This is a genomic window from Jiangella endophytica, from assembly GCF_003427025.1.
In the GTDB taxonomy this organism is placed as follows: Bacteria; Actinomycetota; Actinomycetes; order Jiangellales; family Jiangellaceae; genus Jiangella; species Jiangella endophytica.
In genome coordinates this window covers 1-21898 of sequence record NZ_QVAI01000024.1, presented here as the reverse complement: position 1 = coordinate 21898, position 21898 = coordinate 1, and the positions used below count along the sequence as shown (strand labels likewise).

At 73.1% G+C, this 21898-nt stretch carries 24 protein-coding genes; 9 read left to right on the top strand and 15 right to left on the bottom strand.

Going from position 1 to position 21898, the window contains the following annotated elements; all coding sequences use genetic code 11:
* Positions 1-14: 14 nt before the first annotated feature.
* Together DZA62_RS31620 and DZA62_RS31615 are read right to left on the bottom strand one after the other, a co-directional pair.
* Positions 15-1988 (bottom strand): sialidase family protein, encoded by a 1974-nt coding sequence (locus tag DZA62_RS31620; protein ID WP_116952958.1) that lies wholly within the window; start codon positions 1986-1988, stop codon positions 15-17.
* A gap of 136 nt (positions 1989-2124) precedes the next feature.
* A complete protein-coding gene (locus DZA62_RS31615) occupies positions 2125-3453 on the bottom strand; it encodes a hypothetical protein (RefSeq protein WP_116952957.1) in 1329 nt (442 codons plus the stop codon).
* Between the two features lie 291 nt (positions 3454-3744).
* Between DZA62_RS31615 and DZA62_RS31610 the strand changes: the two genes are divergently transcribed.
* The 4 genes from DZA62_RS31610 (at position 3745) to DZA62_RS31595 (ending at position 5788) form a co-directional block, all read left to right on the top strand.
* On the top strand, positions 3745-4017 hold the full coding sequence (locus DZA62_RS31610; protein WP_116952956.1) for a peptidoglycan-binding protein: 273 nt from the start codon (positions 3745-3747) through the stop codon (positions 4015-4017).
* An 81-nt stretch (positions 4018-4098) separates the two neighbouring features.
* Positions 4099-4647 (top strand): TetR/AcrR family transcriptional regulator, encoded by a 549-nt coding sequence (locus tag DZA62_RS31605; protein ID WP_116952955.1) that lies wholly within the window; start codon positions 4099-4101, stop codon positions 4645-4647.
* On the top strand, positions 4644-5345 hold the full coding sequence (locus tag DZA62_RS31600) for an SGNH/GDSL hydrolase family protein (RefSeq protein WP_116952954.1): 702 nt from the start codon (positions 4644-4646) through the stop codon (positions 5343-5345). Before DZA62_RS31605 ends, DZA62_RS31600 begins: the two co-directional genes overlap by 4 nt.
* Positions 5342-5788, top strand: a complete 447-nt coding sequence (locus tag DZA62_RS31595) for a hypothetical protein (protein ID WP_116953004.1) — start codon at positions 5342-5344, stop codon at positions 5786-5788. The genes DZA62_RS31600 and DZA62_RS31595 overlap by 4 nt, the downstream gene beginning before the upstream one ends.
* Here the strand turns inward: DZA62_RS31595 and DZA62_RS31590 are convergent.
* A complete protein-coding gene (locus DZA62_RS31590; RefSeq protein WP_116952953.1) occupies positions 5778-6425 on the bottom strand; it encodes an HAD family hydrolase in 648 nt (215 codons plus the stop codon). The genes DZA62_RS31595 and DZA62_RS31590 overlap by 11 nt on opposite strands.
* A gap of 69 nt (positions 6426-6494) precedes the next feature.
* Between DZA62_RS31590 and DZA62_RS31585 the strand changes: the two genes are divergently transcribed.
* Entirely contained in the window at positions 6495-6950 is a 456-nt protein-coding gene (locus DZA62_RS31585; protein WP_116952952.1) for a GNAT family N-acetyltransferase, read from the top strand.
* Between the two features lie 11 nt (positions 6951-6961).
* On the opposite strand, the gene DZA62_RS31580 is transcribed toward DZA62_RS31585, so the two are convergent.
* Positions 6962-7471, bottom strand: a complete 510-nt coding sequence (locus DZA62_RS31580) for an RNA polymerase sigma factor (RefSeq protein WP_157988026.1) — start codon at positions 7469-7471, stop codon at positions 6962-6964.
* A gap of 263 nt (positions 7472-7734) precedes the next feature.
* Here DZA62_RS31580 and DZA62_RS31575 point away from each other — a divergent pair, with 263 nt between their 5' ends.
* Positions 7735-7917 carry a hypothetical protein gene (locus tag DZA62_RS31575; RefSeq protein ID WP_116952950.1) on the top strand — a complete coding sequence of 61 codons (183 nt, stop codon included), beginning with the start codon at positions 7735-7737 and terminating at the stop codon, positions 7915-7917.
* Between the two features lie 30 nt (positions 7918-7947).
* On the opposite strand, the gene DZA62_RS31570 is transcribed toward DZA62_RS31575, so the two are convergent.
* The 5 genes from DZA62_RS31570 to DZA62_RS31550 form a co-directional block, all read right to left on the bottom strand.
* Entirely contained in the window at positions 7948-8445 is a 498-nt protein-coding gene (locus tag DZA62_RS31570) for a MarR family winged helix-turn-helix transcriptional regulator (RefSeq protein WP_116952949.1), read from the bottom strand.
* Positions 8442-9053: a DJ-1/PfpI family protein gene (locus DZA62_RS31565; protein ID WP_116952948.1), complete on the bottom strand. Its 612-nt coding sequence runs from the start codon at positions 9051-9053 to the stop codon at positions 8442-8444. The genes DZA62_RS31570 and DZA62_RS31565 overlap by 4 nt, the downstream gene beginning before the upstream one ends.
* Positions 9054-9451: 398 nt before the next feature.
* Positions 9452-10216, bottom strand: coding sequence for an ABC transporter permease (locus tag DZA62_RS31560; RefSeq protein WP_116952947.1), 765 nt, complete (start codon positions 10214-10216; stop codon positions 9452-9454).
* A 34-nt stretch (positions 10217-10250) separates the two neighbouring features.
* Complete coding sequence (locus DZA62_RS31555; protein WP_116952946.1) at positions 10251-11054, bottom strand: ABC transporter ATP-binding protein; 804 nt, start codon at positions 11052-11054, stop codon at positions 10251-10253.
* 103 nt (positions 11055-11157) lie between these two features.
* The gene (locus DZA62_RS31550) at positions 11158-12258 is read right to left on the bottom strand and encodes a sulfite oxidase (RefSeq protein ID WP_116952945.1); all 1101 of its coding nucleotides are present in this window, start codon (positions 12256-12258) and stop codon (positions 11158-11160) included.
* A 115-nt stretch (positions 12259-12373) separates the two neighbouring features.
* Between DZA62_RS31550 and DZA62_RS31545 the strand changes: the two genes are divergently transcribed.
* Entirely contained in the window at positions 12374-13744 is a 1371-nt protein-coding gene (locus DZA62_RS31545; RefSeq protein WP_116952944.1) for an FAD-binding oxidoreductase, read from the top strand.
* 33 nt (positions 13745-13777) lie between these two features.
* Here the strand turns inward: DZA62_RS31545 and DZA62_RS31540 are convergent, their stop codons facing one another.
* The 4 genes from DZA62_RS31540 to idi form a co-directional block, all read right to left on the bottom strand.
* Positions 13778-14599 carry an LAGLIDADG family homing endonuclease gene (locus tag DZA62_RS31540; RefSeq protein ID WP_116953003.1) on the bottom strand — a complete coding sequence of 274 codons (822 nt, stop codon included), beginning with the start codon at positions 14597-14599 and terminating at the stop codon, positions 13778-13780.
* A 161-nt stretch (positions 14600-14760) separates the two neighbouring features.
* Positions 14761-15408: a pyridoxamine 5'-phosphate oxidase family protein gene (locus tag DZA62_RS31535; protein WP_198664409.1), complete on the bottom strand. Its 648-nt coding sequence runs from the start codon at positions 15406-15408 to the stop codon at positions 14761-14763.
* Positions 15409-15435: 27 nt separating this feature from the next.
* Positions 15436-15930 carry a GNAT family N-acetyltransferase gene (locus DZA62_RS31530; RefSeq protein ID WP_116952943.1) on the bottom strand — a complete coding sequence of 165 codons (495 nt, stop codon included), beginning with the start codon at positions 15928-15930 and terminating at the stop codon, positions 15436-15438.
* Between the two features lie 203 nt (positions 15931-16133).
* On the bottom strand, positions 16134-16736 hold the full coding sequence (gene idi / locus DZA62_RS31525) for an isopentenyl-diphosphate Delta-isomerase (RefSeq protein WP_116952942.1): 603 nt from the start codon (positions 16734-16736) through the stop codon (positions 16134-16136).
* A 259-nt stretch (positions 16737-16995) separates the two neighbouring features.
* On the opposite strand from idi, the gene DZA62_RS31520 reads away from it, so the two are divergent.
* Both DZA62_RS31520 and DZA62_RS31515 read left to right on the top strand, forming a co-directional pair.
* On the top strand, positions 16996-18816 hold the full coding sequence (locus tag DZA62_RS31520; RefSeq protein ID WP_116952941.1) for an AfsR/SARP family transcriptional regulator: 1821 nt from the start codon (positions 16996-16998) through the stop codon (positions 18814-18816).
* Complete coding sequence (locus tag DZA62_RS31515) at positions 18813-19418, top strand: carboxymuconolactone decarboxylase family protein (protein ID WP_116952940.1); 606 nt, start codon at positions 18813-18815, stop codon at positions 19416-19418. Before DZA62_RS31520 ends, DZA62_RS31515 begins: the two co-directional genes overlap by 4 nt.
* Here the strand turns inward: DZA62_RS31515 and DZA62_RS31510 are convergent.
* Positions 19405-20655: a Dyp-type peroxidase gene (locus tag DZA62_RS31510; protein ID WP_116952939.1), complete on the bottom strand. Its 1251-nt coding sequence runs from the start codon at positions 20653-20655 to the stop codon at positions 19405-19407. The two genes, DZA62_RS31515 and DZA62_RS31510, sit on opposite strands and share 14 nt — an antisense overlap.
* On the bottom strand, positions 20655-21476 hold the full coding sequence (locus DZA62_RS31505; protein WP_116952938.1) for a hypothetical protein: 822 nt from the start codon (positions 21474-21476) through the stop codon (positions 20655-20657). The genes DZA62_RS31510 and DZA62_RS31505 overlap by 1 nt, the downstream gene beginning before the upstream one ends.
* Positions 21477-21898 lie beyond the last annotated feature (422 nt).

Here is a 21898-nt window from a genome sequence, read left to right as displayed (position 1 = left end):
ATGGAAGCGGGGGTTCAGTCGTAGTCGGCCGCGGTGGTGCGGAACGAGACGACCGTGCGATCGGCGACGTCGAAGCCGAAGCTCAGGAACGAGCCGTCGTCGAGCTGGATGCTGGTCGGGTTGGCCTGGTCCTCCCAGCCGGAGTTGTACAGCGCGACCGGCCGCTGGTCCGTCCACGGCCCCGACGGGTCGTCGATCAGCACGCCGTACGTCGGCCGGCCCGCCTGCGCGTAGTTGCCGTACGTCATCAGCACCGAGCCGTCGTCGGTGACCAGGAGGTGCGCCGACGACGCCGGCAGGCCGGTGGGTTCGGGTGCGGTCCAGGTGCGGCCGTCGTCGAAGGAGCGGACGAGGGTCGACTCGCTCTCGATGGCCAGCACGTTGTCGTGCCGGCGGATCTGCATGACCAGCTCGCCACCGGGCAGCCGGACGATGTTCGGCTCGCCGTTGGAGAACCGCTCGTCGTCCTCGACGACGGTGATCTCGTTCGCCGCGGGGAAGGTGCGGCCGCCGTCGGTGCTGCGGGCGACCCGTGCGCCGTACCCGTAGAGCGGCTGCAGGATGTCGCCGTCCGGCAGTTCGACCGCGGGGCCGTGCTGCCAGGCGCCGGGCTGTGCGCTCTCGATCCGCGTGACCTCGGGGAACGTCAGCCCGCCGTCGGCCGACCGGTAGACGAACGTGCCGAGGTTGGACTCCGGCCGGGTCGACCAGTCGGTGCGGAACACCGTCAGCAGCACCGTTCCGTCCCGCAGGACGCTGAGCTTGGGGTCGCGGTTGTCGGCGCCGTCGGTCGCGGCGACGGTGACGGGGTCCGTCCACGTCGCGCCGCCGTCGGCGGAGCGGACCATGCGGACCACGCCGTCGGCGTTCGTGTGGGCGTCGGCGTAGTGGTAGGCCAGCACGATGGTGCCGTCGGCCAGGCGGACGGCGTCGGGGAAGCGCGGCTCGGCCGCCCCCGCGGGCTCCTGCGCGACGACCTGGGCGGGGATCGGCGAGTACGCCTGGATCCGCATCTGGGCCGACCGGGTCACGCCGGTGCGCAGGTCGGTGGCGGTGACGGTCACGGGGTGCAGCCCGATGTCGTCGCCGTCGATCGGGGCGCTGATCACCAGCCGTCCCGGCTCGCCGTGCACGCGCCCCGCGATCGGCTGGTCGACGCCGTCGACGACGACCTGGGCGCGCACCTGGGACGCCCGGACGCCGGGCGCGTCGATCGTCGCGACGACGGTGGACGCCGGGTGCTTCTCGGCGACGTAGGACGGGAGCACGCCGGAGACGGGCAGCCCTTCGGCGAATGCCGGGCCGGCCGGGTCGAGGTCGCTCAGCGCGATGTCGTCCAGGTACCCGTCCGAGCCGACGCCGGCCGCGCCACTGGAGGCCAGTTCCACGCCGGTGATCGCGCTGCCGCCGGATGCGCGGACGGTCGTACGGAACGACATTCCGTTCACCGTCAGCACCGCGGCCGCGGCGCTCGCGTCGATGCGGACCCGGCTCGGGTCGTCGCGGGCCGTGAGCATCGGGACGGTCGCCAGGCGCAGGTACTGCCGGCCGTCGTAGACCAGGACCTGGGCGGTGGTGCTGCCGCCGTACGCGTACACCGGGGTGATCATGAACCGGTACGCGCCGAGCGCCGGGTTGTCACCCTCGGCGTGCACGGCGACGAACACCGCCTGCCGGGTCGTGTGCATCGCGAAGTCGAACTCGAACCGCCTGGCAGCGGTCGCGGGAGCGGGTATCTGCAGGCGTGACTGGAGGATCGCCGTGTAGTCCGCCAGGTGTACCGCGCGGTTGCCGTTCGCGCCGAACGGCGCTTCGGCGACGGTCACGTCGCCCTGCGTGGTGTAGCCGGCCGGTGGCGCGCCGAGTGGTTCCGCGTCGAACGTGCGGACGTCGCCGGGACCGGCTGGTGCGGCGGCCGTCGTGCTCACCCCCAGCCCGGCGGTGAGTCCCAGTGCGGCGATGGCGGCGACGACGGCGGTGCGTGGCATGCGTCCACTCCCGTACGAGTCCGGCGGATCGACATGAAACGTCGTGCCACGATAGCGGCGCCGTCGTTGCGCGGCAAGACCCTCGGTGCAGCATCGCGCCGGGCCCAGCCGTGGAGCTGCGAGCGCGCCGCTCGGCTCAGTGCCAGGGCAGCGGCGGGATCGACGGAGGGTCGGACCACCACGCGGTGTCGACGCCGGGTTCCAGCCGTTCGCGCAGCAGCCCGGCCTCGAACAGGGCGGCGTCGCCGTGGCGCTCGACCGCTTGCCGCCATGCCCGTTCCGCGATGTCGGGGCGATGGTGGACCACGGCCGCGGCGTGGCAGACCGCGACCAGGCGATGGCCGGCGGCGGCGAGCACGGCATCCCAGGTCGCGTCCGGGATCGGCCGGCCCTGGGCCGCGACGTGGTCGACCACGACGTCGAACGCGCGCCAGCCGGCCGGAGTCGGCTCGAGCAGCGCCACGGTCTCGTCGATCAGCTCGCCCGCCCACTCCAGCGCCTCGCGGACGGTCTCGGTCGTGACCTGCCGGTCCGGAGACGGCAGGTAGTACGGCGCCAGCGCGCGCAGCACCGGCTCGGAGGCGGCGTCGAGGCCGGCGCGGCGCCAGTCGGCCGCGACCCGGACCAGTGCCGCGGCGAGCGGGTGGCGGGACTCGCCGGCGTGCCATCGCTCGATGGCGACGACGCCGCCGCCGTGATACTCGGCCACGCCGTAGCGCCGGATGCCGGCGCGGACCCGCGGATCGCCCGAGACGGCGGCCAGCCTGGCCCGCTCGGTGTCGTCGGCGTGCAGCCAGACCGTCTGGAAGCGCTCCAGGAGCTCCCACTGCGGCTGCCGTGCGCCGCGGGTCGGGAGGTGGTTCTCATAGGGGCCCGTGCGCATCGTCGCGACGACGACGTTCCGGGCCCGGACCGCGCGGTCGAGCCACTCCACCCGGAAGTGCTCCTGGTGCAGGTAACGATCGAGGTCGTCGAGCCAGATGACCGTACGGACGGGGCTGGCGCCCGCGCTGAACAGCTGCGCCAGCCCGCGTGGCGGCGCCGGGACGACGAGCGGCCGCTCGGCGAAGTGCCGCCGGACCACCTCGGCCCCGAGTCGCGTCTTGCCCGCCATGGGATGCCCCAGCAGCAGCACGGGCCGGCCCGAATCGAGAGTGTCGACGACCGTCATGTGGGCGTCGCGCACCAGATAGGGGACCGGCAGCAGCGATCGGTGCACGCCGAAGAGCTCGAGATTCGTCTCGCCGACCAGTGGAAGGGTGCTGTCGTCGAGTGCCGACCGGATGGTGGACTCGATGGCGTGGTCCTGCTGGTCCCAGCGCGCCGCCTGCTGCCGCAGCCACCAGGTCGCGGGCATTCCGATGCCGGCGGCGCCGCAGAGAGCGATGATCAGCCACCAGGGTGCGCCGACCCAGGACTGCGCGAGCAGGGCGCTCAGTCCCGCCGCGGTTGTCAAGATCAGCAACCGCGCCGAATGCTGGTGCGGGGTACTCCACCGCACACCGCTGTTTCGCCCCACGATCCATCCCCCTGCACTACATCGCCATTATCCCGTCTTGTCCGGTTTCTGGTAGTCATCGTGATCATTATTTTATGATCTTCGGTGAACTCGGCCGGAGACGGCTGAGCGGGCGCAGCCTTGTGACTGCGTGTCACATTGCGCGTGACCATGCCGATACGTGCCAACGTGCTGCGAAGGCGGCCGGCTGGTCCCTACGCTGAGCCCAGGATCGTCGCCGATCACGCTGGAGGGGACATGTCCGAAGCCGTGGTGGTCGAAGTCGTGCCGTACCCGGGGCCCGAGGTGTTCGGGGCGGGCAAGGTGAACGACTACGTGCTCCTGGTCGGCTCCGCGCTGGTGTTGCGCGGCAAGAAATACCGCGACCTCTACAAGGAGGGTCCGAGCCGCTCCTGGTCGGCCACCGACCAGGCCGCGGTCAAGGCGTTCCAGGAGGATCAGGGCTGGAAGGGTACTGACGCCGACGGCATCCCCGGCAAGCAGACCTGGCAGCGGCTCGGCCTCGGCTGAGGCGCCGCCACTCGAGGGTCGCCGTCGATCGTCCGCACCGAGGTCTTGTAAGTAAGTACTTACTTCTGCAATGCTGCGGGCATGGCACCGGTGCGCAGTACGGCGGCCCAGCGGCGGGCCGACGCCGTCGCCGCGGCGATGCGCGTGATCGCCGACGACGGCCTGACGACGGCGGCGCTGCAGCGCGTCGCCGACGAGATCGGGGTCTCGCAGCCGTACGTCTTCCGCCTCTTCGGCAGCAAGCAGGGACTGCTGCTGGCCTGCATCGACGAGGTGGGGGAACGCGTGCGGACGTCGTTCCGCGCGGCCGCGGCCGAACAGCCCGGCGACCCGATGACGGCGATGGGCGCCGGCTTCCGAGAGTTGCTCTCCGGCGGCGTCACCGGCGGGCTGTGGCTGCAGGCGTCCGCGATCGCCCGTCGCGACGAGGTGGTGGCGGCTCGCTGCCGCAGCGTCATCACCGTCCTCCTCGACGAGGCGGCCGCCTTGACCGGTGCGGGCGCCGACGACCTCGCGCGATTCCTGGCCGACGGCGCGCTGGTCGTGCTGCTCCAGGCGATCGGCGCCGACCTGAGCGGCGGCAGCCGGGCCGCCGTCGACACGCTGCTTCCTGGAAGGGCGACCTCGTGAATCGGCTGCTGTTCCCCGTCGTCGCGCTGCAAGGGTTGTGGGTGCGCTCGACCTTCACGCTGGCCCAGCCGGTCGACGCCCGGGTCGCCGGCACCGTCGGCACCGTCGGTTCGGGCGGTGAGGCGCCGCTGCGGGTGGCGGTCCTGGGCGAGTCGACGGCGGCCGGCTCGGGCGTCGACTCGCACGACGACGGGTTCGCCGGCGCCCTGGCCGACGCGCTCGCGGCCCGCTCCGGGCGTCCCGTCGACTGGGAGGTGGCCGCGCAGTTCGGTGCCACCGCGCGGCGCGTCAGGTACCGCCTGCTGCCGCGGCTGACCGGCGACTACGACGTCGCCGTGCTGCTGGCCGGCGCGAACGACGTGCTCACCCGGCGTCCGCCGGCCGACTGGGGCGCCGACCTCGCGGTGATCGTCGACGGCCTCGCGGCACGGGCCGCGCGCGTGGTCGTCGCGGGGGTGCCGCCGTTCGGCCTGTTCCCGGCGCTGCCCCGGACGTTGCGGCGCTACCTCGGCGAGCGGGCGGCCGCCCTGGACGAGGTGGCCCGGCAGGTGTGCGCGGCACGACCCGGGGCGACGTGGACCACCGTCGGATCTGACGACCCGCCGCCCATGGACTTCTTCTGCGCCGACCGCTTCCACCCCTCGGCGACCGGTTACCGCCTGTGGGCGTCCGCCGTCGCCGACGCGATCCCGGCATGACCGCCCCGGCGTCCGCCCTCCCGTTCGTCGACGAGCACCACCTGCTGGTGCCCGCTCCGCCTGCGGCCGTCTGGCCGGCGCTGGCCGCGCACGTGCGGGCCATGACGGGGGCCGGCCCGCTCTCCCGAGTGCTCGGGACCCTCCCTCGCCGGGCTTCCGGCGAGCCGCTCGAGCCGGGTGCGACGGTGCCGGGCTTCGCGGTGGCCGCGGCCGAGCCGGAGCGGCTGGTCCGGCTCATCGGGCGGCACCGGTTCTCCCGCTATGCGCTGACGTTCACCCTGGTCGCGGCGCCGGGCGGGACGATGGTCCGCGCGCGCACCGAGGCCGCCTTCCCCGGGCCGCACGGACGCGTCTACCGCCTGCTCGTCATCACCTCCGGTGCCCACCGTCTCGCCGTGGCCCGCATCCTCCGCGATGTCCGTCGCCGCGCCGTCACCCGGTGACGATGTGGTCGATGGCGCCGGCGCAGTCGTCGGCGATCGCCGACGGCGCGAAGGCGGTCTCGGTCCAGGACCGTCCCCGGTGCAGCCACACGCTGGCGATACCGGCCCGGTGCGCCCCGCCGATGTCGGCCGGCCCGGAGTCGCCGACCATCCAGGCGCCGAGCAGCGGCAGGCCGGCCGAGCGGGCGGCGAGGTCGAAGATCCGCCGGTCGGGCTTGGCGACACCGGCGCTCTCGGAGACCACCCAGCCGGCCACCGACGACTCCAGCCCGGTGTGCCGGATCTTCCGTTCCTGTTGTTCCGTGGTGCCGTTGGTCACCACGACCGGCACCCAGCCCGCGTCCCGTGCCTGGGTCAGTGCCCGCGGCACCTCCGGGTCGAGGGTCATCCGGTCCACCATGCCGCGATGCAGGTCGTCGGCCAGCCGGATCGCCGCCGTCCCGCCCAGGCCGAAACGTTCCAGGATCGCCCGTGCGAACGCCTCGCGCGGCTCGTAGCCGTCGCGGTCGGCCTCGATCAGCCAGGCGACGTCCGCGTCCGACCCGTCCAGGCCGCCCGCGAAGTCCTCGGCCCAGGAACGAAACGCCGCCGCTCGGTCGAGGAGGGTGTTGTCGAGGTCGAGGAGCAGCAGGGGCACCGGGCGAGCGTACGGTCGTTGATCGGCAGCGAAACATCCGGGTGACATGGCCGGTCTAACGTCGAAACCATGCGGATAGCGGTCGACGACCTGGCGGGACCGGAGATCGCCGCGTTCCTGGAGGAGCACGTCCGGGAGATGCGGTCCATCACGCCGCCGGAGAGCAAGCACGCCCTCGACCTCGACGGGTTGCGCCGGCCCGACGTCACGTTCTGGACGGTCCGCGACGACGTCCACGTCGTCGGGTGCGGGGCGCTCAAGCGGCTGGACGAGCGGCACGCCGAACTGAAGTCGATGCGGACCGCGGGCGCGCGCAAGCGCAGCGGCATCGCGTCGCTGCTGCTCGAGCACATCGTCGACGAGGCGCGCCGCATGGGCTACCGGCGGCTCAGCCTCGAGACCGGGTCGGACGAGTTCTTCCGCCCGGCCCGGCGGCTCTACGAGAAGTTCGGGTTCGAGTTCTGCGAGCCGTTCGCCGACTACGTCCCCGACCCGCTCAGCGTCTTCATGACCCGCACGCTCTGACGCACCCCGCCTCACCCGGCCGTCAGGTACGCCGTCCTCAGTGCGCGCCTGGCCCGGTGGGCGAGGCTCGACACCGCGCTCGGCGTCATCGACATCGGTGCGGCCAGCTCGGCCGGCGAGTAGCGCTCGACCTCGACCAGCCACAGGATGGTCCGCCACCGCGGTGGCAGCGTCGCCAGTGCGTCCGAGGCGTCCTTGGGCTCGTCGTACGGGTCGCCGGCCTGCAACGCCGGGTCGTCGTAGCCGGCCGCCGCGCTGCGGGTCCGGCAGTGCTGGAAGGCCAGCCGCTTCGTCGTCGTGAAGACGTAGCCGGCGAACTGCTCCCGCGGGCCGCCACCGGACCGCATCGATCGGAGCACCAGATAGAACGCCTCCTGGACGAGGTCGTCCGCGGTGTCGGCGTCGCGCACGATGCGGTAGGCGAGGCGCCGGGCACGCGGTGCCACGTCGCGGTACAACGTCTCGAAGGTACGCTCGTCGCCCTGTACGGCCAGGGCGAAGGTGTCGGAACACTCGGTCATGTCACCCCCTGTTGCTGCCAGGAACATTCCGGCCGGCGAGGGAAGCGGCACATCGGGGTAATCCACAGCGCGGCGCGTGCGGGGTACGAGAATCGGGACGAATGTGTTCTGTGACGCAGATCACAGTTGCTGCCGCGTGCTGATCCCGTCGTCACGGGCCTCCTAGTGGCGAGGGAGTGCAGCCTCCTCCGGGAGCCGCCGGCGTGGTGGGACGCCGACGAAGGCCCGGAGGAGGTGCCCTCGGGAGAAGGGGAGGGCGCGACATGCCGATGCCGCGGCGGGGGAGGTTCCGGTCGCGCCGGCGGCGGTTCGCCGACGTCGTGACCCCGGTGTTCGCGCGCGAGCTGCGCGGGACACTGCTACACGTCCAGTGGGCCGCGTCGGCGGTGATCGTGCTCGCGCTGCTGGGAGCGGTGCTGGTGGCCGGCCTGCGGGTCGGCCCGTAGCGCCCGGACGGCGTCAGTGGCCGGGCGGCGTCAGTTGCCGGCCGGGCGGTCCGCCTCCAGGACGGCGACCAGCGCGCGCATCGTGGCCAGCGCGCGGGTGAGCTCGTCGAGATCGAGCCGGCCGCCGATCTGCTCGGCCCACGGATGCTGCACCAGTGAGACGCGGCGGATCGCCCAGTAGCCGGCTTCGGTGCAGGCCAGCAACTTGGCGCGGCGGTGCGCGGGGTTGTCGCGGTACTCCGCCAGCCCCTGCTCGACCAGCAGGTCGGCGACCCGGCGCACGCCCTGCCGCGACATGCCCATGAGCCGGCCGATGTCGGCGTGGGTGCGCGGCTGGTCGAGGACGCCGCCCAGCACCTGCCACCACGCGGCCGTGATGTCGCCGGCCGCGGCCATGTCCTGTGCGGCCTCCATGAGCCGGGCGTTGAGCCGGAACGTCGTCAGCGCGACTTCGGTGAGCACCTGCCCGGCCGGAGTCGCCGGCGGTGGCTCCGGCCAGTCCTCACGCGGCGGGATCGGCGTCGTCATGCGGCCCGCATGAGCACCGGGTAGGCGCGCGCGTCGGCGCCGTGGAACACGTCCTCGTACGCCTGGAGCGTCTCGTCCGACGCCAGGCTCAGCCGGCTGAGGGTGGCGCGGGCGAACTGCACCGGCGAGTCCGGCCCGGCGGTGACGAGGTCGCCGCCGACGACCGCGCGCGCGTCGACGTAGCGGTCCCGGCCGCCGTAGCCGGGCTGTGCCATCAGGTACTCGGCCGCCGCGCTGGTGTGGTCGCGGTCGTCGAGCAGGCCGGCCCGCGCCAGGCCCGCCGTCGCGCCGCAGATCGCCGCCACCGGCACCCGCGCGTCGAGGAGCCGGCGGGCGACGTCCGTCCAGGCCCGGCCGCCGCCGGCGTCCCAGTGCGCCGCGCCGGCCAGCACGAGCAGGTCGCTCGTTCCCGGCTCGAGGTCGGCGAGCACCACGTCCGGGACGACGCGCAGCCCACCCATGGTCGTGATCGGCTCGGCGGACTCGGCGACGGTCACGACGTTCCACGGCGTGCCGGTGAACCGGCCGGTGCGCAGCTCGACGAGCAGGTGCCCGATCTCCCAGTCGGCGAGCGTGTCGTACAGGGCGACGTGTGCGGTAGGAGTCATGGACAATATGTTGTCAGTTTGGGAACATGTTGTCAATTTTGGTCCGCGCCTGGTGTGACGATGCGGCCATGGCTTCCAGACGCCGCAGTGCGAGCTCGCCGACCAGCTGAAGTGGACCAGCAGCGGAAAGATCCAACTGCCGGACTTCCAACGGGCCCACAAGTGGGCGAGGCACGTCTGGACGAAGCTGTGCGCGCGATCCCCGGTGACGGCATCGTCCGGGAGAACTTCGGCAAGGAGATCGTCCTCGATCTATCCGACCCGTCCGGCCGAGGGCGTCGAGCAGTTCGACCCGGAGGATGTCGGTGTCATCGCCGACATCGACCAGTGACCCGTGATCATCAATGATCCAACCACCCAGAGGGGGCCGGATCGTTGATGATCACGGGCGGCCCACCTCAGTCGTAGCGGCGGACCAGTCGGAGGTTGAGGAACAGCATCAGTGCCCCGAACGCGGCCACCACGGCGAACCCGCGCGCCAGCACGTCCCACTGCAGGTCCTGGAGGATGAGCGAGCGCAGCGCCTCCATCACGTAGGTGACGGGGTTGAACGTCGCCGCGATCTCCATGGGCCGGGTCAGCAGCTCCCGCGGCACGAAGTTCGGGGTGAGGAACAGCAGCGGGAAGAACACCAGCCCGCCCGAGTTCGTCGCCGCCGCGCTGCGCGTCTTCAACGCGATGAGCTGCATGAACCCGGCGAAGACCATGCCCCACAGCGAGGTCAGCACCAGCAGCAGCACCAGCCCGGCGGGCCCGCTGGCGATCGTCACGCCGAACGGCAGGGCGATGACGATCAGCGCGGCCGTGAGCAAGGCGGTCTTCGCGCCTTCGGCGATCAGGCGGCCGAGCACGAGCGCGCTGCGCGACACGGGGGCCGCCCGCAGCTTGTCGAAGTAGCCGCCCTCGATGTCCTCGACGAGGTAGAGCGCGGCCGAGCCGAACGACGCGGCCAGCAGCAGCGAGCTGGGCAGCTGGAACGCCGCGTAGGTCTGCCCGTACAGGAACGGGGTGGAGTCGGACGGGAAGATCCGGCCGGCCTGGCCGAAGTTGACCACCAGGAAGAACACCGGGATGAACAGCGTCGGCGCGAGAGCCTCGGGCGTGCGCAGCGACTCGCGGATGGCCCGCCGGCCGAGCAGCTCGGTCTGGACGAGGGCGCTCATCGTGTTCCCCCTGGCACCTGGCTGCGGGCCGCAGTCACGCCCCCACCTCCTGGACCTCGCCGGCGGCCCGTTCACGGGTCCGGCCGGTGGCGTCGAGGAACACCTCGTCCAACGTGGGGTCGGACGCGAGTCCGAGCCGGGTCCGCAGCTCGGCCTTCAGCGACGCCGGTGTGCCGGCGCGGACGATGCGGCCGCCGTCGATGATCGCCAGCCGTTCGCAGAGCGCGTCGGCCTCCTCGAGGTACTGCGTGGTCAGGAACACCGTGGTGCCGCGCTGGTTGATGCGCCGCACCTCGTCCCAGACGCCGAGCCGGCTGGCCGGGTCGAGGCCGGTCGTCGGCTCGTCGAGGAACAGCACCTCCGGCCGGTGGACCAGCGCTGACGCGAGGTCGAGCCGGCGCTTCATGCCGCCGGAGTACCCCTTGATGCGGCGGTCGGCGGCCTCGGAGAGCTCGACCAGGTCGAGCAGCTCGTCCGCCCGCTGCGCCGCCTCGGCCGCGCTGCTGCCGAACAGCCGCGCCTGCAGCTCGATCAGCTCGCGCCCGGTCTGACGTGGGTCCAGCCCGGCCTCCTGCAGCGCGACGCCGATGCGCCGGCGGACGGCGTCGGGGTCGGCCGTGACGTCGATGCCGGCGACGCGGGCGGTGCCCGACGTGATGGTCAGCAGCGTGGTGAGCATGCGGACGGTCGTCGACTTGCCTGCGCCGTTGGGGCCCAGGAACCCGAAGACCTCACCGGCGGCGACGCTCAGGTCCACGCCGCGGACCGCGTCGACTGTCCCGGTTCTGCCCCGATACTGCTTGACCAGGCCCTCGGCCTCGATCGCGAGAGCGTTCATCGTCCCCTCCTCGTGGTCAATGCCACGGGGGCGCACGGTGCGTCCCCACCGAGACGTCGAACCGTAGTGGCCGATCCCGACAAGGTCGGGTGGACGAATTTCCTCAGCGGACGATGACGGTGACGCGCTGCGCGTGGTTGTTGGCCACGCCCTGACGGTTCCAGGCCTGGTCGACGGGCTGCTCGTGCCCGGCGGCGTCGCGCGCGCGGGCCCGCAGCTCGTACCGGCCGGGGAGGGCCGCCCACTCGCATCGCCAGGATCGCCACGCGTACGGCGCGGGCTGCGGGCCCAGCTCGGCGGGTTGCCAGGTGCCGCCGTCGTCGGTGCTGACCTCGACGGACGCCACCGGGGCGAAGCCCGACCACGCCCGCCCGGTCAGCTCGACGACGCCGTGGTCCAGCACCCGGACCCGGCTCTGGAAGTCGGGCACGCCGGGCGGCTGGATGAGCGCCTTCGGCAGGATCCGGGTCACCGGCTCGCCGGGGTCGTCGGCGGTCTGCTTGAGCCGGTAGGCCGTGACGTTCTGGAAGCCGTCGAACTCCGACTCCAGCACGGTCACGCCGACGAGCCACTTGACGTGCGCCATGCCGTACCAGCCGGGGACGATCAGCCGGACGGGGGCACCGTGCTGCGGCGGCAGCGGGCGGCCGTTCATCTCGTCGGCCAGCAGGACGTCGTCGCGCAGCGCCTCGGCGAGCGGCAGGCCGCGCTCGTACGTCTGCTCGACGCCGCGCTCGACGCCGCGGTCGGCGCCGGTGAACGCGACGTCGACCGCGCTCGTGGCCACGCCCGCCTCGGCGAGCAGACCGGCCAGCGGGGTGCCGGTCCACTCCGCGGTGCCGACGGCCTCGTCCAGCCACGGCTGGCTGACCGGCCGCGGGCTGAGCCGGGCCCGGCCGTTGCCGGCGCACTCCAGCGTGACGCGATGGGTCACCCGCGGCCGGGCACGCAGGTCGTCGAGGCCCAGCGCGAGTGGCCGGGCGACCGCGCCGGACACCGTGAGCCGCCAGCCGGCCGGGTCCAGCGCCGGGATGTCGTAGTGCGTCAGCAGGTAATGCAAGCCGGACGGCGTGACGTCGTAGCGCAACGCCTCCAGCGGCAGCCCGTGGTTGCGCGCGGCGAGCCGCAGCTCGTCGGCGGAGATGCCCTCGTCAGGACCGGCGACGCGCGCCGGTGCGCTCACCCATTCCTCGACCGTGCCCATCGTCCAGTCGTACTCCCCGCCCGCCCGGCTGGCAACAGTCCGGGCAGGTCACACGCGGCGTCACACGCCGAGGTGGGAGACCTGAGGGATCGGCTGACACCCGAGGGGGAGAACCATGTCCGATTTCACGCTCGACCAGTTGCGCGAGCAGGTCCGCGGTCCCGTCATCGCCGCCGGCGACGACGGCTACGACCAGGCCCGGCGCGTGTACAACGCGATGATCGACCGGCGGCCGCGGGTCGTCGTGCGCCCCGCGAACGCGGGGGACGTCGCGACCGCCGTCCGGTACGCGCGCGACAACGGCCTGGAGGTCGCGGTGCGCGGCGGCTCGCACAGCGTGCCCGGCTTCGGCACCGTCGACGACGGCGTCGTCATCGACCTCAGCGCCATGCGCGGGGTCCGGGTCGACCCGGCCGCCCGGACGGCGCGCGCGGAAGGCGGTGCGACCTGGGGCGACTTCAACGCCGCGACCTATTCGTACGGGCTGGCCACGACCGGCGGGATCATCTCGACGACCGGGGTCGGCGGGCTGACGCTGGGCGGCGGCATCGGCTACCTGGCCCGCGGCTGCGGGCTGTCCTGCGACAACCTGGTCTCGGCCGACGTCGTCACCGCCGACGGCCGCATCCTGGTGGCCAGCGAGGACGAGAACGCCGACCTGTTCTGGGCGCTGCGCGGAGGCGGCGGCAACTTCGGCGTCGTGACGTCGCTGGAGTTCCAACTGCACCCGGTGAAGGACATCTACGGCGGGCCGATGTTCTTCTCGCTCGACGACGCCGCCGATGTGCTGCGCTTCTACCGCGACTTCATCCAGGACGCGCCGGAGCAGTTCGGCGGCTTCCCGGCGTACCAGATCGCGCCGCCGCTGCCGTTCATCCCGGAGGCGCGGCACGGTGAGCCGTTCCTGGCGTTCGTGTCCTGTTGGTCCGGGCCGCTGGACGAGGGCGAGTCGGTGCTCAAGGAACTGCGCGACGTCGCACCGATCGTCGCCGAGCACGTCGGGCCGATGCCGTACCCGGCGTTGAACAGCGCGTTCGACGCCCTGGTGCCGCCCGGCATGCAGCACTACTGGAAGGCGAACTTCGTCCGGGAGCTGTCCGACGACGTCATCGCGGCGCACCTCGAGCACGGCCCGCAGGTGCCCGTCGTCAACTCGACCATGCACATCTACCCGATCAACGGGGCCGTGCACCGCCTCGCGCCCGACGCGACCGCGTTCGCCTACCGCGACGCGAACTTCGCGACGGTGATCGCCGGGATGTGGCCGGACCCGGTCCAGAACGACGCCAACACGCGGTGGGTGCGCGACTACTACGCGGCGACCGCGCCGCTCTCGGAAGCCGGCGGCTACGTCAACTTCATGGCCGCCGACGACCAGGACCGGGTCGCGACCAACTACGGCGGCAACTACGAGCGGCTGCGGGCGGTGAAGCGCGTCTACGACCCGGACAACGTGTTCCACCTGAACCAGAACATCGCCCCGTAGGAGGCCGTGACTTCGTGGCGCCGGCGCCCGCGCTCACCTGGGCCTCGGCGCCACAGCCGGTTCCGGTCGACTCTGCCGGAGTCGCCATCTGCGGATGTTCACCGACTTCTCGGTACGGCCCAGCAACTCTGCCGCCTTCTTGATCGTGTGCGACCTCACGACCTCGTCGTCCTCTCGCGTCCACGCGCGCCTCGACATGGGGCGCGCACGCATTCCTGCTGGCCGCCGCCATGCCGCGACCGCCTGAGCGGCTGCGGATTTCCGTGCGAGCGCGAGGCAGCCGGGCGGATACAGCCACGCAGCCAGGTCGGCGGCTGGATCGCTGGCAACCATCGGCCCGAAGACGCCATCGCGCCCGTTCCGTCGAGGAGTACGGCGGGCGCCGGTAATGGCGAGCACCTGCTCGCAGAAGAACGTCGCAATGGCCTCGCTCGCCGTCGTCAGCGAGACGAACGGCAGTCCGGTACCTGTGAATCCGACGCTGCCGTCTCCGTCGATCAATCCCCTCAAGTACCCGCGGGTATCGAACGGGACCGTCGGAGGTCGGACGGTGTCGGACTTACGTCCGACAGGAACGCCGAGTGCGATCAATTCCTCGCGGAAGCTTTGTATCTGAGCGCCCCAGACCACAGAGTGATACCCGGGCGAGAAGTTCGTCGCACGCACCCGCTCCGTGACCGAGGTCGGCACGTCTGGGAACAGGTCGCTGAACGCGTACAAGATGTCGACGTCGCGTGCGGAGATCTCGATCGCCGCACGACCTTTGCGTCCGCGACCGGCGTAGAGATGTCCGTCAGTTTGGAAGAAGCCGAGGAAGTACGCGTGGTCGTCCCTGGTCGGGTCGATATACGACATGATCCATTCTAGTACTTCCATGCTTGGAGCTGCGATGACCGCAGCAGCGCAGGTCGACCGGTCAGAGGGCGAGCTCGACCCCCACGGGAGTTGTCGGATGAGCGCAGATCCTCGACCGGGTCGACAGCGACAGCGGGGCGCTGTGGACCGCCGGCCCGAGCTCAGTCAGACAGCGCGCGCACCGACGGCGGGACGGCGACACCGGCGCGGAGGTCGGGCGCCGGGACCGGTGCGCCGTAGCCGCCGCGCAGTGGGACCACGCCCGCCCACGCCGGCCCGTCGACGTCCTCGGGGAGGTCGTCGGGCCAGCGCCGCGACACCTTGAGCGACCACTCGGCGATGGGCAGCGCGAGAATCAGCGTCGCGGCGAGCTCGCGCTTCGTCGGGCGGCGCAGCTCACCGGAACGGCCCGGCAGGATGCGGTCGACCAGGACGTCGAGCGTGCGCTCCTTCTCGCCGCCGTCGAGGGCGGCGAAGCGGCCGAACAGCACCGCGCTGCGGTAGTGGAACGACGACTCGAACCCCGACCGGGCGACGACGACGGCGTCCATGGCGGTGACGGTGACCGACGCCGGTGCGCCGCCGCTCAGCGCCCGCAGCCACGACGAGCCCGTCGAGCCATGCACCAGCAGCCGCTCGCCGTCGCGGGCCACGGCCGTCGGGAACGCGACCGGATGCCCGTCGAGCACGACCGCCACGTGCCCCAGCAGGACCTCGTCGAGCAGGTCGTGCAGCGCGGCGAGATCGTCGACGGCCTTGTCGGGCATGCGCGTCAGGCGGGTCGGCGCGGAGGCCTGGTTCGTCACCATCGTCGCATTCTGCCCTGGCGCGGCCGCTCAGCCCGCGTCGAACGAGATCCAGACGTCCGGCGGCAGCTCCGGCCGGCCCGGCACCGCGCGCCGCTCCTCCGTCCACCGAGCCCCGGCAACCGCCGTCGCGACCCGGCGCCAGAACCGGACCGCACCGGCGTTGGTGTCCTGGAACGCGACCTCCCACGCGCCCGGGTGCCGCCCCACGACGTCGCGGACGGCCGCCAGCCCCACGCCGTGGCGGCGCATCCCGCGGACCACGAAGAAGCTGTTCAGCACCCGCGTCGGCGCCGCCAGGCCGCGGACGACGGCGAACCCGACCGGCCGGTCGTCGCTGGTCAGCAGGTACGCCAGCCGATCGGGGTCGGTGAATGCGGCGGTCAGGCGGTCGCTGCGGAACGTGCCGCCGGGGTTCGGCAGCCCGCCCTGGAACTCGGACAGGTCGTGGCGGAACATCAGCCAGAGCCGTTCGAGGACGGCGTGGTCGGCGGCGCCGGCCGGGCGCACGACGGGCGTGGACATGCTGCTCCCTCGGAGGGTGGGCGGTGGATGGCGGGCGGCGGGGACCGGCGCGGGTGCGAAAGGGGCCCAGAAACGCCGAAAGCCTCCCGGATCGGTGGTGCCGAGCCGGAAGGCGTGCCGTACCTGATCATCATAGCGGTCCGGCGTGTGCGCCGGTAGACCCCGCGTCGGGTCGCGGCTGACCGCGGCCCCGCGGCGAGTCGTCAGGCGACCGAGCCGAGGGCGGCCGGCGGCAGCGCGCCCCAGTCGCCCGAGGGCCAGGACAGCGGGTCGTCGGGCAGCGCGGCCAGTTCGGCGACCTGCAACGCGCACCACGGCGACACCTCGCGCAGGCCGCCGAGGACGTCGTCGCGGAACATGGACCAGGGGATCCACTCCAGGGCGCCGACCTCGGAGTCGTGCGGCTCGGGCGGGTCGGCCGTCGTGGCGGTGAAGACCGGGCAGACCTCGTTCTCGACGACGCCGTTGGGCATCACCGCGCGATAGCGGAACCGGGGCAGGACGGGGCGCAGGTCGCCCAGCCGGATGGTCAGCTCGTCGGCCGCCCGCCGCGCCAGCGCCGTCGCCATGTCCTCGGCCGGGCCCGGATGACCGCAGAACGAGTTCGTCCACACGTCCGGCCAGGTCGGCTTGCTGGCGGCCCGCTTCGTGACCAGCAGTGAGCCGGCCGCGTCGAATACGTAGCACGAGAACGCCAGGTGCAGCGGCGTCGCCACGTGGTGGACCTCGCTCTTCAGCGCCGTGCCGACGGCGGCGCCGGCCGGGTCCAGCAGCACGACCCGTTCGCCGACCAGTGTCTCTGCCATCGCGCCCGTCCCCCTTTCGCACAACGCCGTCGAAAGTGTGTCCGAGCAGGATGCCTCAGACGGCCGCTCCAGGGCAATCGCCGTCACACGCGGGTTCACACGCCGGTGCCTGATCGTTCTGCGGTGAACGCGTCACACGGATCATCGGGGGACGATCACCGTGAGCACCCAGCAGGCGGTCCGGCCACGAAAAGTCGGGCCGCCAACCGTTCCGCGACCCACCTTTCGTGGTCACAATCGACCCAGCGGGGGGTATCGCATGGGGACGATCCGGCTTCTGGGTCCGCCGGCCATCGAACGCGACGGCCGGCCGGTGCGCGCGCCCCGAGGCCGGAAGGCATGGGTGCTGCTGGCCTACGTCCTGCTCGCCGACCGCCCGCCGAGCCGGCAGCGGCTGGCCGAGCTGTTCTTCGCCGACGCCGAGGATCCGCTCGGCGCGTTGCGCTGGACGCTCGCGGAGCTGCGCCGCACGCTCGGCCGGTCCGACGTGCTCACCGGCGACCCGGTGTCGCGCGGCGCCCTGCGCGACGACGCCGTCGACGCCCGGCGGCTGGTCGACGAGCTGGCCGACCCGGCGCCGCTGCTGAGCGCCGGTCACGAGCTGCTCGAGGGCGTCCATGTCGCGTCCTGCCCGGAGGTGGAGTCGTGGCTCGCGGTCGAACGGCACCGGGTGTCGGCGCAGATCGAGACGCGGCTGCGGCAGACGGCAGTCGCGCTGCTGGCCGGCGGGCGCGCCGCTGACGCCGTCCCGTACGCCGCGCGGGTGGTCGAGCTGAACCCGCTCGAGGAGGGCAACCACGAGCTGCTGGTCCGCAGCCTGGCGATGGCCGGCGACCGGACGGCGGCGCAGCGGCAGGTCGCGGCCGGGCGCGACGTGCTCATGCGTGAACTGGGCATCGAGGCGTCGGTGGCGCTGACGGAGGCCGCGTCGGCCGCGTCGGACTCGCCCCGGACCCCGGCGCTGAGCGGCCGGGCGGCGGCGTTGAGCCAGCTCGACGCGGGCCGTGCGGCGATCGTCGCGGGCGCCGTCGACCCGGGCATCCAGTGCCTGCGCCGGGCGGTCGCCGAGGCGGCCCGCTGCCGGGATCCGCAGCTGCACGCGCGGACGCTGACGGCGCTCGGCGGCGCGCTGGTGCACGCCGTCCGCGGCCGCGACGAGGAGGGCGCGCTGGTCCTGCAGGAGGCGCTGCGGTTCGCGACGGCGGCCGGTGACCGCGCCACGGTCGTCACCGCCAACCGCGAGCTGGGCTACGTCGAGGTGCAGGCGGGACGCCGGACGGCTGCCCAGGGCTGGTTGTCGCGTGCCCAGGACCTGGCCGAGACCGACGCCGAGCTGGCCGCGATCCTGGGTGTCCGCGGCCAGAACGCCTCCGACGAGGGCGACTATCCGGCGACGTTCACCTACCTGATGGACTCGATCGACCGCGCCCGCACGGCCGGCGACGACCGGCAGGAGGCATGGTCGCTGTCGATCCTGGCCCGGGCGCACCTGCTGCGCGACGAACGGCATGAGGCGGCAGTCGCCGCGGACCGGTCGCTGCGCATCGTCCACGAGCAGCGCTGGCTGGCGTTCTTGCCGTGGCCGCAGGCGCTGCGCGCGGAGGTGGACCTGCGCAACGGCGAGGTCGCCACGGCCGCCGACGCCTACGAGCAGTCGTGGGTGCTCGGCTGCCAGGTCGGCGACCCGTGCTGGGAGGGCTTCGCGGCGCGCGGGCTCGCCCTCGTCAGCGCCGGCCGTGGCGACCAGCGGGCGGCGGCGGAGTGGCTGACCGAGGCGACCGTCCGCTGCAACCGCACCACCGACCGCTACCACTGGATGCAGGGTCACGTGCTCGACACCGCGATCGGCGCGGCCCTCGACCGCGGCGACGCCGACCTGGCCCGGCCGCTGGTCGCGTCGCTCGGCACCCTGGCCGCGCGCGGCGGCATGCGCGAGCTGGTGGTCCGTGCGCAACTGCATCGGCACCGGCTCGGTGACGGCGGCGCGCTGGCGACCGCCCGCGTGCTCGCCGCCGACGTCGACAACCCTGCCCTGACCGTCCTGATCGACGATCCCGACCGACCGAAGGTGGCACGATGACCAGCCCGCACTTCCTCGGCGACGCACCGGACTCGCCCGCGGCACAGCGCCTCTACGCGCAGGACCTGGCCGAGGACGGCTACGTCATGAACGTGTCGCGGCTGTGGGCGTACGGGCCGGAGGCGCACGAGCTGCTCTTCGATCTGATCACCCACGTGTGGGAGGGCAACGCGATGACGTTCCGGCAGCGCGGCATCCTGGTCGGCGCCACCGCATCGGCTCTCGGCGACTCCGTCTGCTCGCTGGTGTGGGGCACCCGGCTGGCCGGCGAGGCCGACCCCGACACCGCGGCCGCCGTCCTCACCGGCCGCGACGACGGTCTGACCGCGAAGGAACGGGCGATGGCGGCATGGGCGCGCAAGGTGGTCCGCGACCCGAACGGCACCGCTCAGCGCGACGTGCAGGGGCTGCGCGACGCCGGCTGGACCGACGGCGAGATCTTCCCGATCACCCTGTTCTGCGCGCTGCGGGTCGCCTTCTCGACGGTGAACGACGCGCTCGGCGCCCGGCCCGACGCCGAGATCCTGGACCGTGCCCCGCAGGCCGTCCTCGACGCGGTCGACTACGGCCGCCCGGTCGAGGACCGCGTCACGGCAGGGTGACGCCCAGGGGACGGCCGGCGTCGAAGCCGGGGAGGACGAGGAAGGTCGCGCTGCCGGTCGGCGTCACGTACTCGCCCAGGTCGTCGACCTCGTCGAGGCGGAACTGGGTCTGGACGAAGGTCCGCAGGTCGCGCTGGAAGCAGACGAACAGCAGTCCGGCGTCGGACGCGCCGTCGTCGAAGGCGTAGCCACGGCGCAGCATCAACGCGCTGCCGGTGACTGACGGGTGCGCGGCCCGCACGTGCGACCGCGCCGGCGTGACGTACTGGCCGTCGGGTGTCTTCGCGAGCAGGTCGACCTCGCCGGTGGGGCCGCCTCCGGACAGTGGGGAGCCGTCGTTGCGCTGCCGGCCGATGACGGCCTCCTGACGCTCGACCGGCTCGGCGGTGAACCCGGCGACGTCCAGCCGGAGCCGGCGGACGACGCAGATGCTGCCGCCGGCCAGTGGGCCGTCGGCGATCCACACGTGTTCGTCCTGCTCAGCGGCGTCCTGCGGGACGATGACGCCGTCGTGGAAGCCGAGCGGGTTGCGCGCGATGGTGCCGGTGCCCGGCGCCCGGAAACCGCGCTGCGACCACCGCGGGACGGCGTCCGGCGCGGCCCGCTCGGACAGCCACGACGCCGCCCGGTGGACGTCGTTCGGGTCGCTCGCGTAGACGGCGATCAGCAGGTCGCCGCCGGTCCGTTCGGGCGGCACGGCGGTGTCGCGGGCGAACGCCGGCAGCGGCTCGGCGCCGGGCAGGCCGGCCCCGAACGCCGCGATCACCCGCGGCCCGAGCCCGACCGTCACGGTGAGGTCGCCCGGGCCGTCCAGCAGCCCGGCCTCGGCCGCTCGCTCGCCGGTGAGGTCGAGGATCGCCGTGCCCAGCCGCGCGCACAGGGCCCGGACGGCGTCGCGGAACGGCGCGGTGGGCGACGGCGCCGCCGCGAGGTCGAGGACCAGCAGCAGGCCGTGCGGCTGCGGGGTGTCCGGACGGGCGATGCCGGCCTGGTGGGCGCCCATGGCGTCGACGGCGTCGGGGCGTCCGGCGGCCTGCGCGACCGTGTCGGCATCGTCCTCGGGCGTGGCGGCTGCGCGTCGCTCGTCGTCGGCGGTCGCGCGTCCGGCGGCGAGGCCGGCGGCGCCCGCGAAGCCCGCGGCGGCACCGGCGGCGGCCAGCCCGCGCAGCAGATCACGGCGCCGGGTGCGGCCGGGCGGCTGCTCGTCGGCGGTGGATTCGGTGGCCGGCTCGCTCATCAGCCGCTCGCCGTGGTCGTGAGGAACGCACCGGCGAAGTCGACCCCCGGCGCGTCGGAGAAGTCCACGGCGGTCCACTCGCCCGCGCCGCCCAGCCGGGTCTCCAGCCGCAGCAGCCGGCTCTGCTCGTCGAACCAGTACCGCACGGTCGCGTCGCTGCCGTCGGCCGCCGCCGTGGCGGTCGCGGGATCGTAGACGCGGTCGGCGGTCGGCCCGGCGACGACGTCGACCCGCACGCCGTCGACCTCGTCGGAGCGAAGCCAGCGCGCGTCCGTCTGCTGCAGCAGCAGCGGGTTGTCCGGCCGTTCGCTGCCGGCCTGGAAGACCAGCGCCAGTGCGGCGTGCAGCCGGGACTGCTCCGGTGCCAGGGTCGACGACGTCCACGCGGCGTCGTCGGGCGGCGGCAGCGGAGGACCGTCGTCCGAGGCCGGTCCGACCGGCGCGTGCGAGGTGATCTGCGACAGCGTCCACGCCACCAGCTCCGGGTCGCCGCCGTCCTGGCCGATGTGCGCATAGCCGACGTGCCGGGTGAAGTCGGCCCAGCCGTCGACGCTGAACGTGCGGCCGTTGTCGACCACCTCGAACCGGACCGCGCGGACGCCGTCTGTGTAGTTCGTGTACCGCATCATCGACAGCCGCTGGGCCTCGTCGCCCGTCAGCGGCCGCGGCCCCTCGCCGGACGCGGGCGGGCTCGCTCCGGCGTCCGGATCGTCGTCGCCGGAGCACCCGGTGAGGGCGAGGACGGCGACCGCGGCGAGCGCCGCGAGACGTCGGAGCCGACGTGGGGACGGACCGGTCGGAGGCCGGCCGGATGTGGTCATGGGGCCGAGTGTAGGCATGGCCGCGACCCGCTCACCTGGCATTTCGGACACTCCGGTGGCAAAGTTCCGGGTCCAAACGTGAGCTGCATCACATCGCGTGCTGAACGGCATGCGAACCGACTCTTCATGGTCAGCGCCCTCTTGTACCCCCGGTCCATGGGCACCCGGCGGCGCGAGATGTGCAACCGCAGTTGTACGACAGCGACGGAGGACCCCCTGTGAGACTGCTCCAGGAACGAGGCCACGGCCGACCGCTCCAGCACCGCCCGAAACGCGCCCGCGCAGCGATGGGAGGTCTGGTCGCGCTGGGCCTCGTCGGTTCCGTGCTCGGCGCCGCCGGCACGTCGACGCTGCCGGCGCAGGCGGCGGTTGGTGACCCGATCACCGGCACCATCTGGCAGGACTACGACTCCGACGGCATG

Coding starts and splice junctions, on each gene's coding strand:
- DZA62_RS31620 (WP_116952958.1), bottom strand. CDS start 1,988: ATGCCACGCACCGCCGTCGTCGCCGCCATCGCCGCACTGGGACTCACC.
- DZA62_RS31610 (WP_116952956.1), top strand. CDS start 3,745: ATGTCCGAAGCCGTGGTGGTCGAAGTCGTGCCGTACCCGGGGCCCGAG.
- DZA62_RS31605 (WP_116952955.1), top strand. CDS start 4,099: ATGGCACCGGTGCGCAGTACGGCGGCCCAGCGGCGGGCCGACGCCGTC.
- DZA62_RS31595 (WP_116953004.1), top strand. CDS start 5,342: ATGACCGCCCCGGCGTCCGCCCTCCCGTTCGTCGACGAGCACCACCTG.
- DZA62_RS31585 (WP_116952952.1), top strand. CDS start 6,495: ATGCGGATAGCGGTCGACGACCTGGCGGGACCGGAGATCGCCGCGTTC.
- DZA62_RS31580 (WP_157988026.1), bottom strand. CDS start 7,471: ATGACCGAGTGTTCCGACACCTTCGCCCTGGCCGTACAGGGCGACGAG.
- DZA62_RS31575 (WP_116952950.1), top strand. CDS start 7,735: ATGCCGATGCCGCGGCGGGGGAGGTTCCGGTCGCGCCGGCGGCGGTTC.
- DZA62_RS31570 (WP_116952949.1), bottom strand. CDS start 8,445: ATGACGACGCCGATCCCGCCGCGTGAGGACTGGCCGGAGCCACCGCCG.
- DZA62_RS31565 (WP_116952948.1), bottom strand. CDS start 9,053: ATGACTCCTACCGCACACGTCGCCCTGTACGACACGCTCGCCGACTGG.
- DZA62_RS31560 (WP_116952947.1), bottom strand. CDS start 10,216: ATGAGCGCCCTCGTCCAGACCGAGCTGCTCGGCCGGCGGGCCATCCGC.
- DZA62_RS31555 (WP_116952946.1), bottom strand. CDS start 11,054: ATGAACGCTCTCGCGATCGAGGCCGAGGGCCTGGTCAAGCAGTATCGG.
- DZA62_RS31550 (WP_116952945.1), bottom strand. CDS start 12,258: ATGGGCACGGTCGAGGAATGGGTGAGCGCACCGGCGCGCGTCGCCGGT.
- DZA62_RS31545 (WP_116952944.1), top strand. CDS start 12,374: ATGTCCGATTTCACGCTCGACCAGTTGCGCGAGCAGGTCCGCGGTCCC.
- DZA62_RS31540 (WP_116953003.1), bottom strand. CDS start 14,599: ATGTCGTATATCGACCCGACCAGGGACGACCACGCGTACTTCCTCGGC.
- DZA62_RS31535 (WP_198664409.1), bottom strand. CDS start 15,408: ATGGTGACGAACCAGGCCTCCGCGCCGACCCGCCTGACGCGCATGCCC.
- DZA62_RS31530 (WP_116952943.1), bottom strand. CDS start 15,930: ATGTCCACGCCCGTCGTGCGCCCGGCCGGCGCCGCCGACCACGCCGTC.
- idi (WP_116952942.1), bottom strand. CDS start 16,736: ATGGCAGAGACACTGGTCGGCGAACGGGTCGTGCTGCTGGACCCGGCC.
- DZA62_RS31520 (WP_116952941.1), top strand. CDS start 16,996: ATGGGGACGATCCGGCTTCTGGGTCCGCCGGCCATCGAACGCGACGGC.
- DZA62_RS31515 (WP_116952940.1), top strand. CDS start 18,813: ATGACCAGCCCGCACTTCCTCGGCGACGCACCGGACTCGCCCGCGGCA.
- DZA62_RS31510 (WP_116952939.1), bottom strand. CDS start 20,655: ATGAGCGAGCCGGCCACCGAATCCACCGCCGACGAGCAGCCGCCCGGC.
- DZA62_RS31505 (WP_116952938.1), bottom strand. CDS start 21,476: ATGACCACATCCGGCCGGCCTCCGACCGGTCCGTCCCCACGTCGGCTC.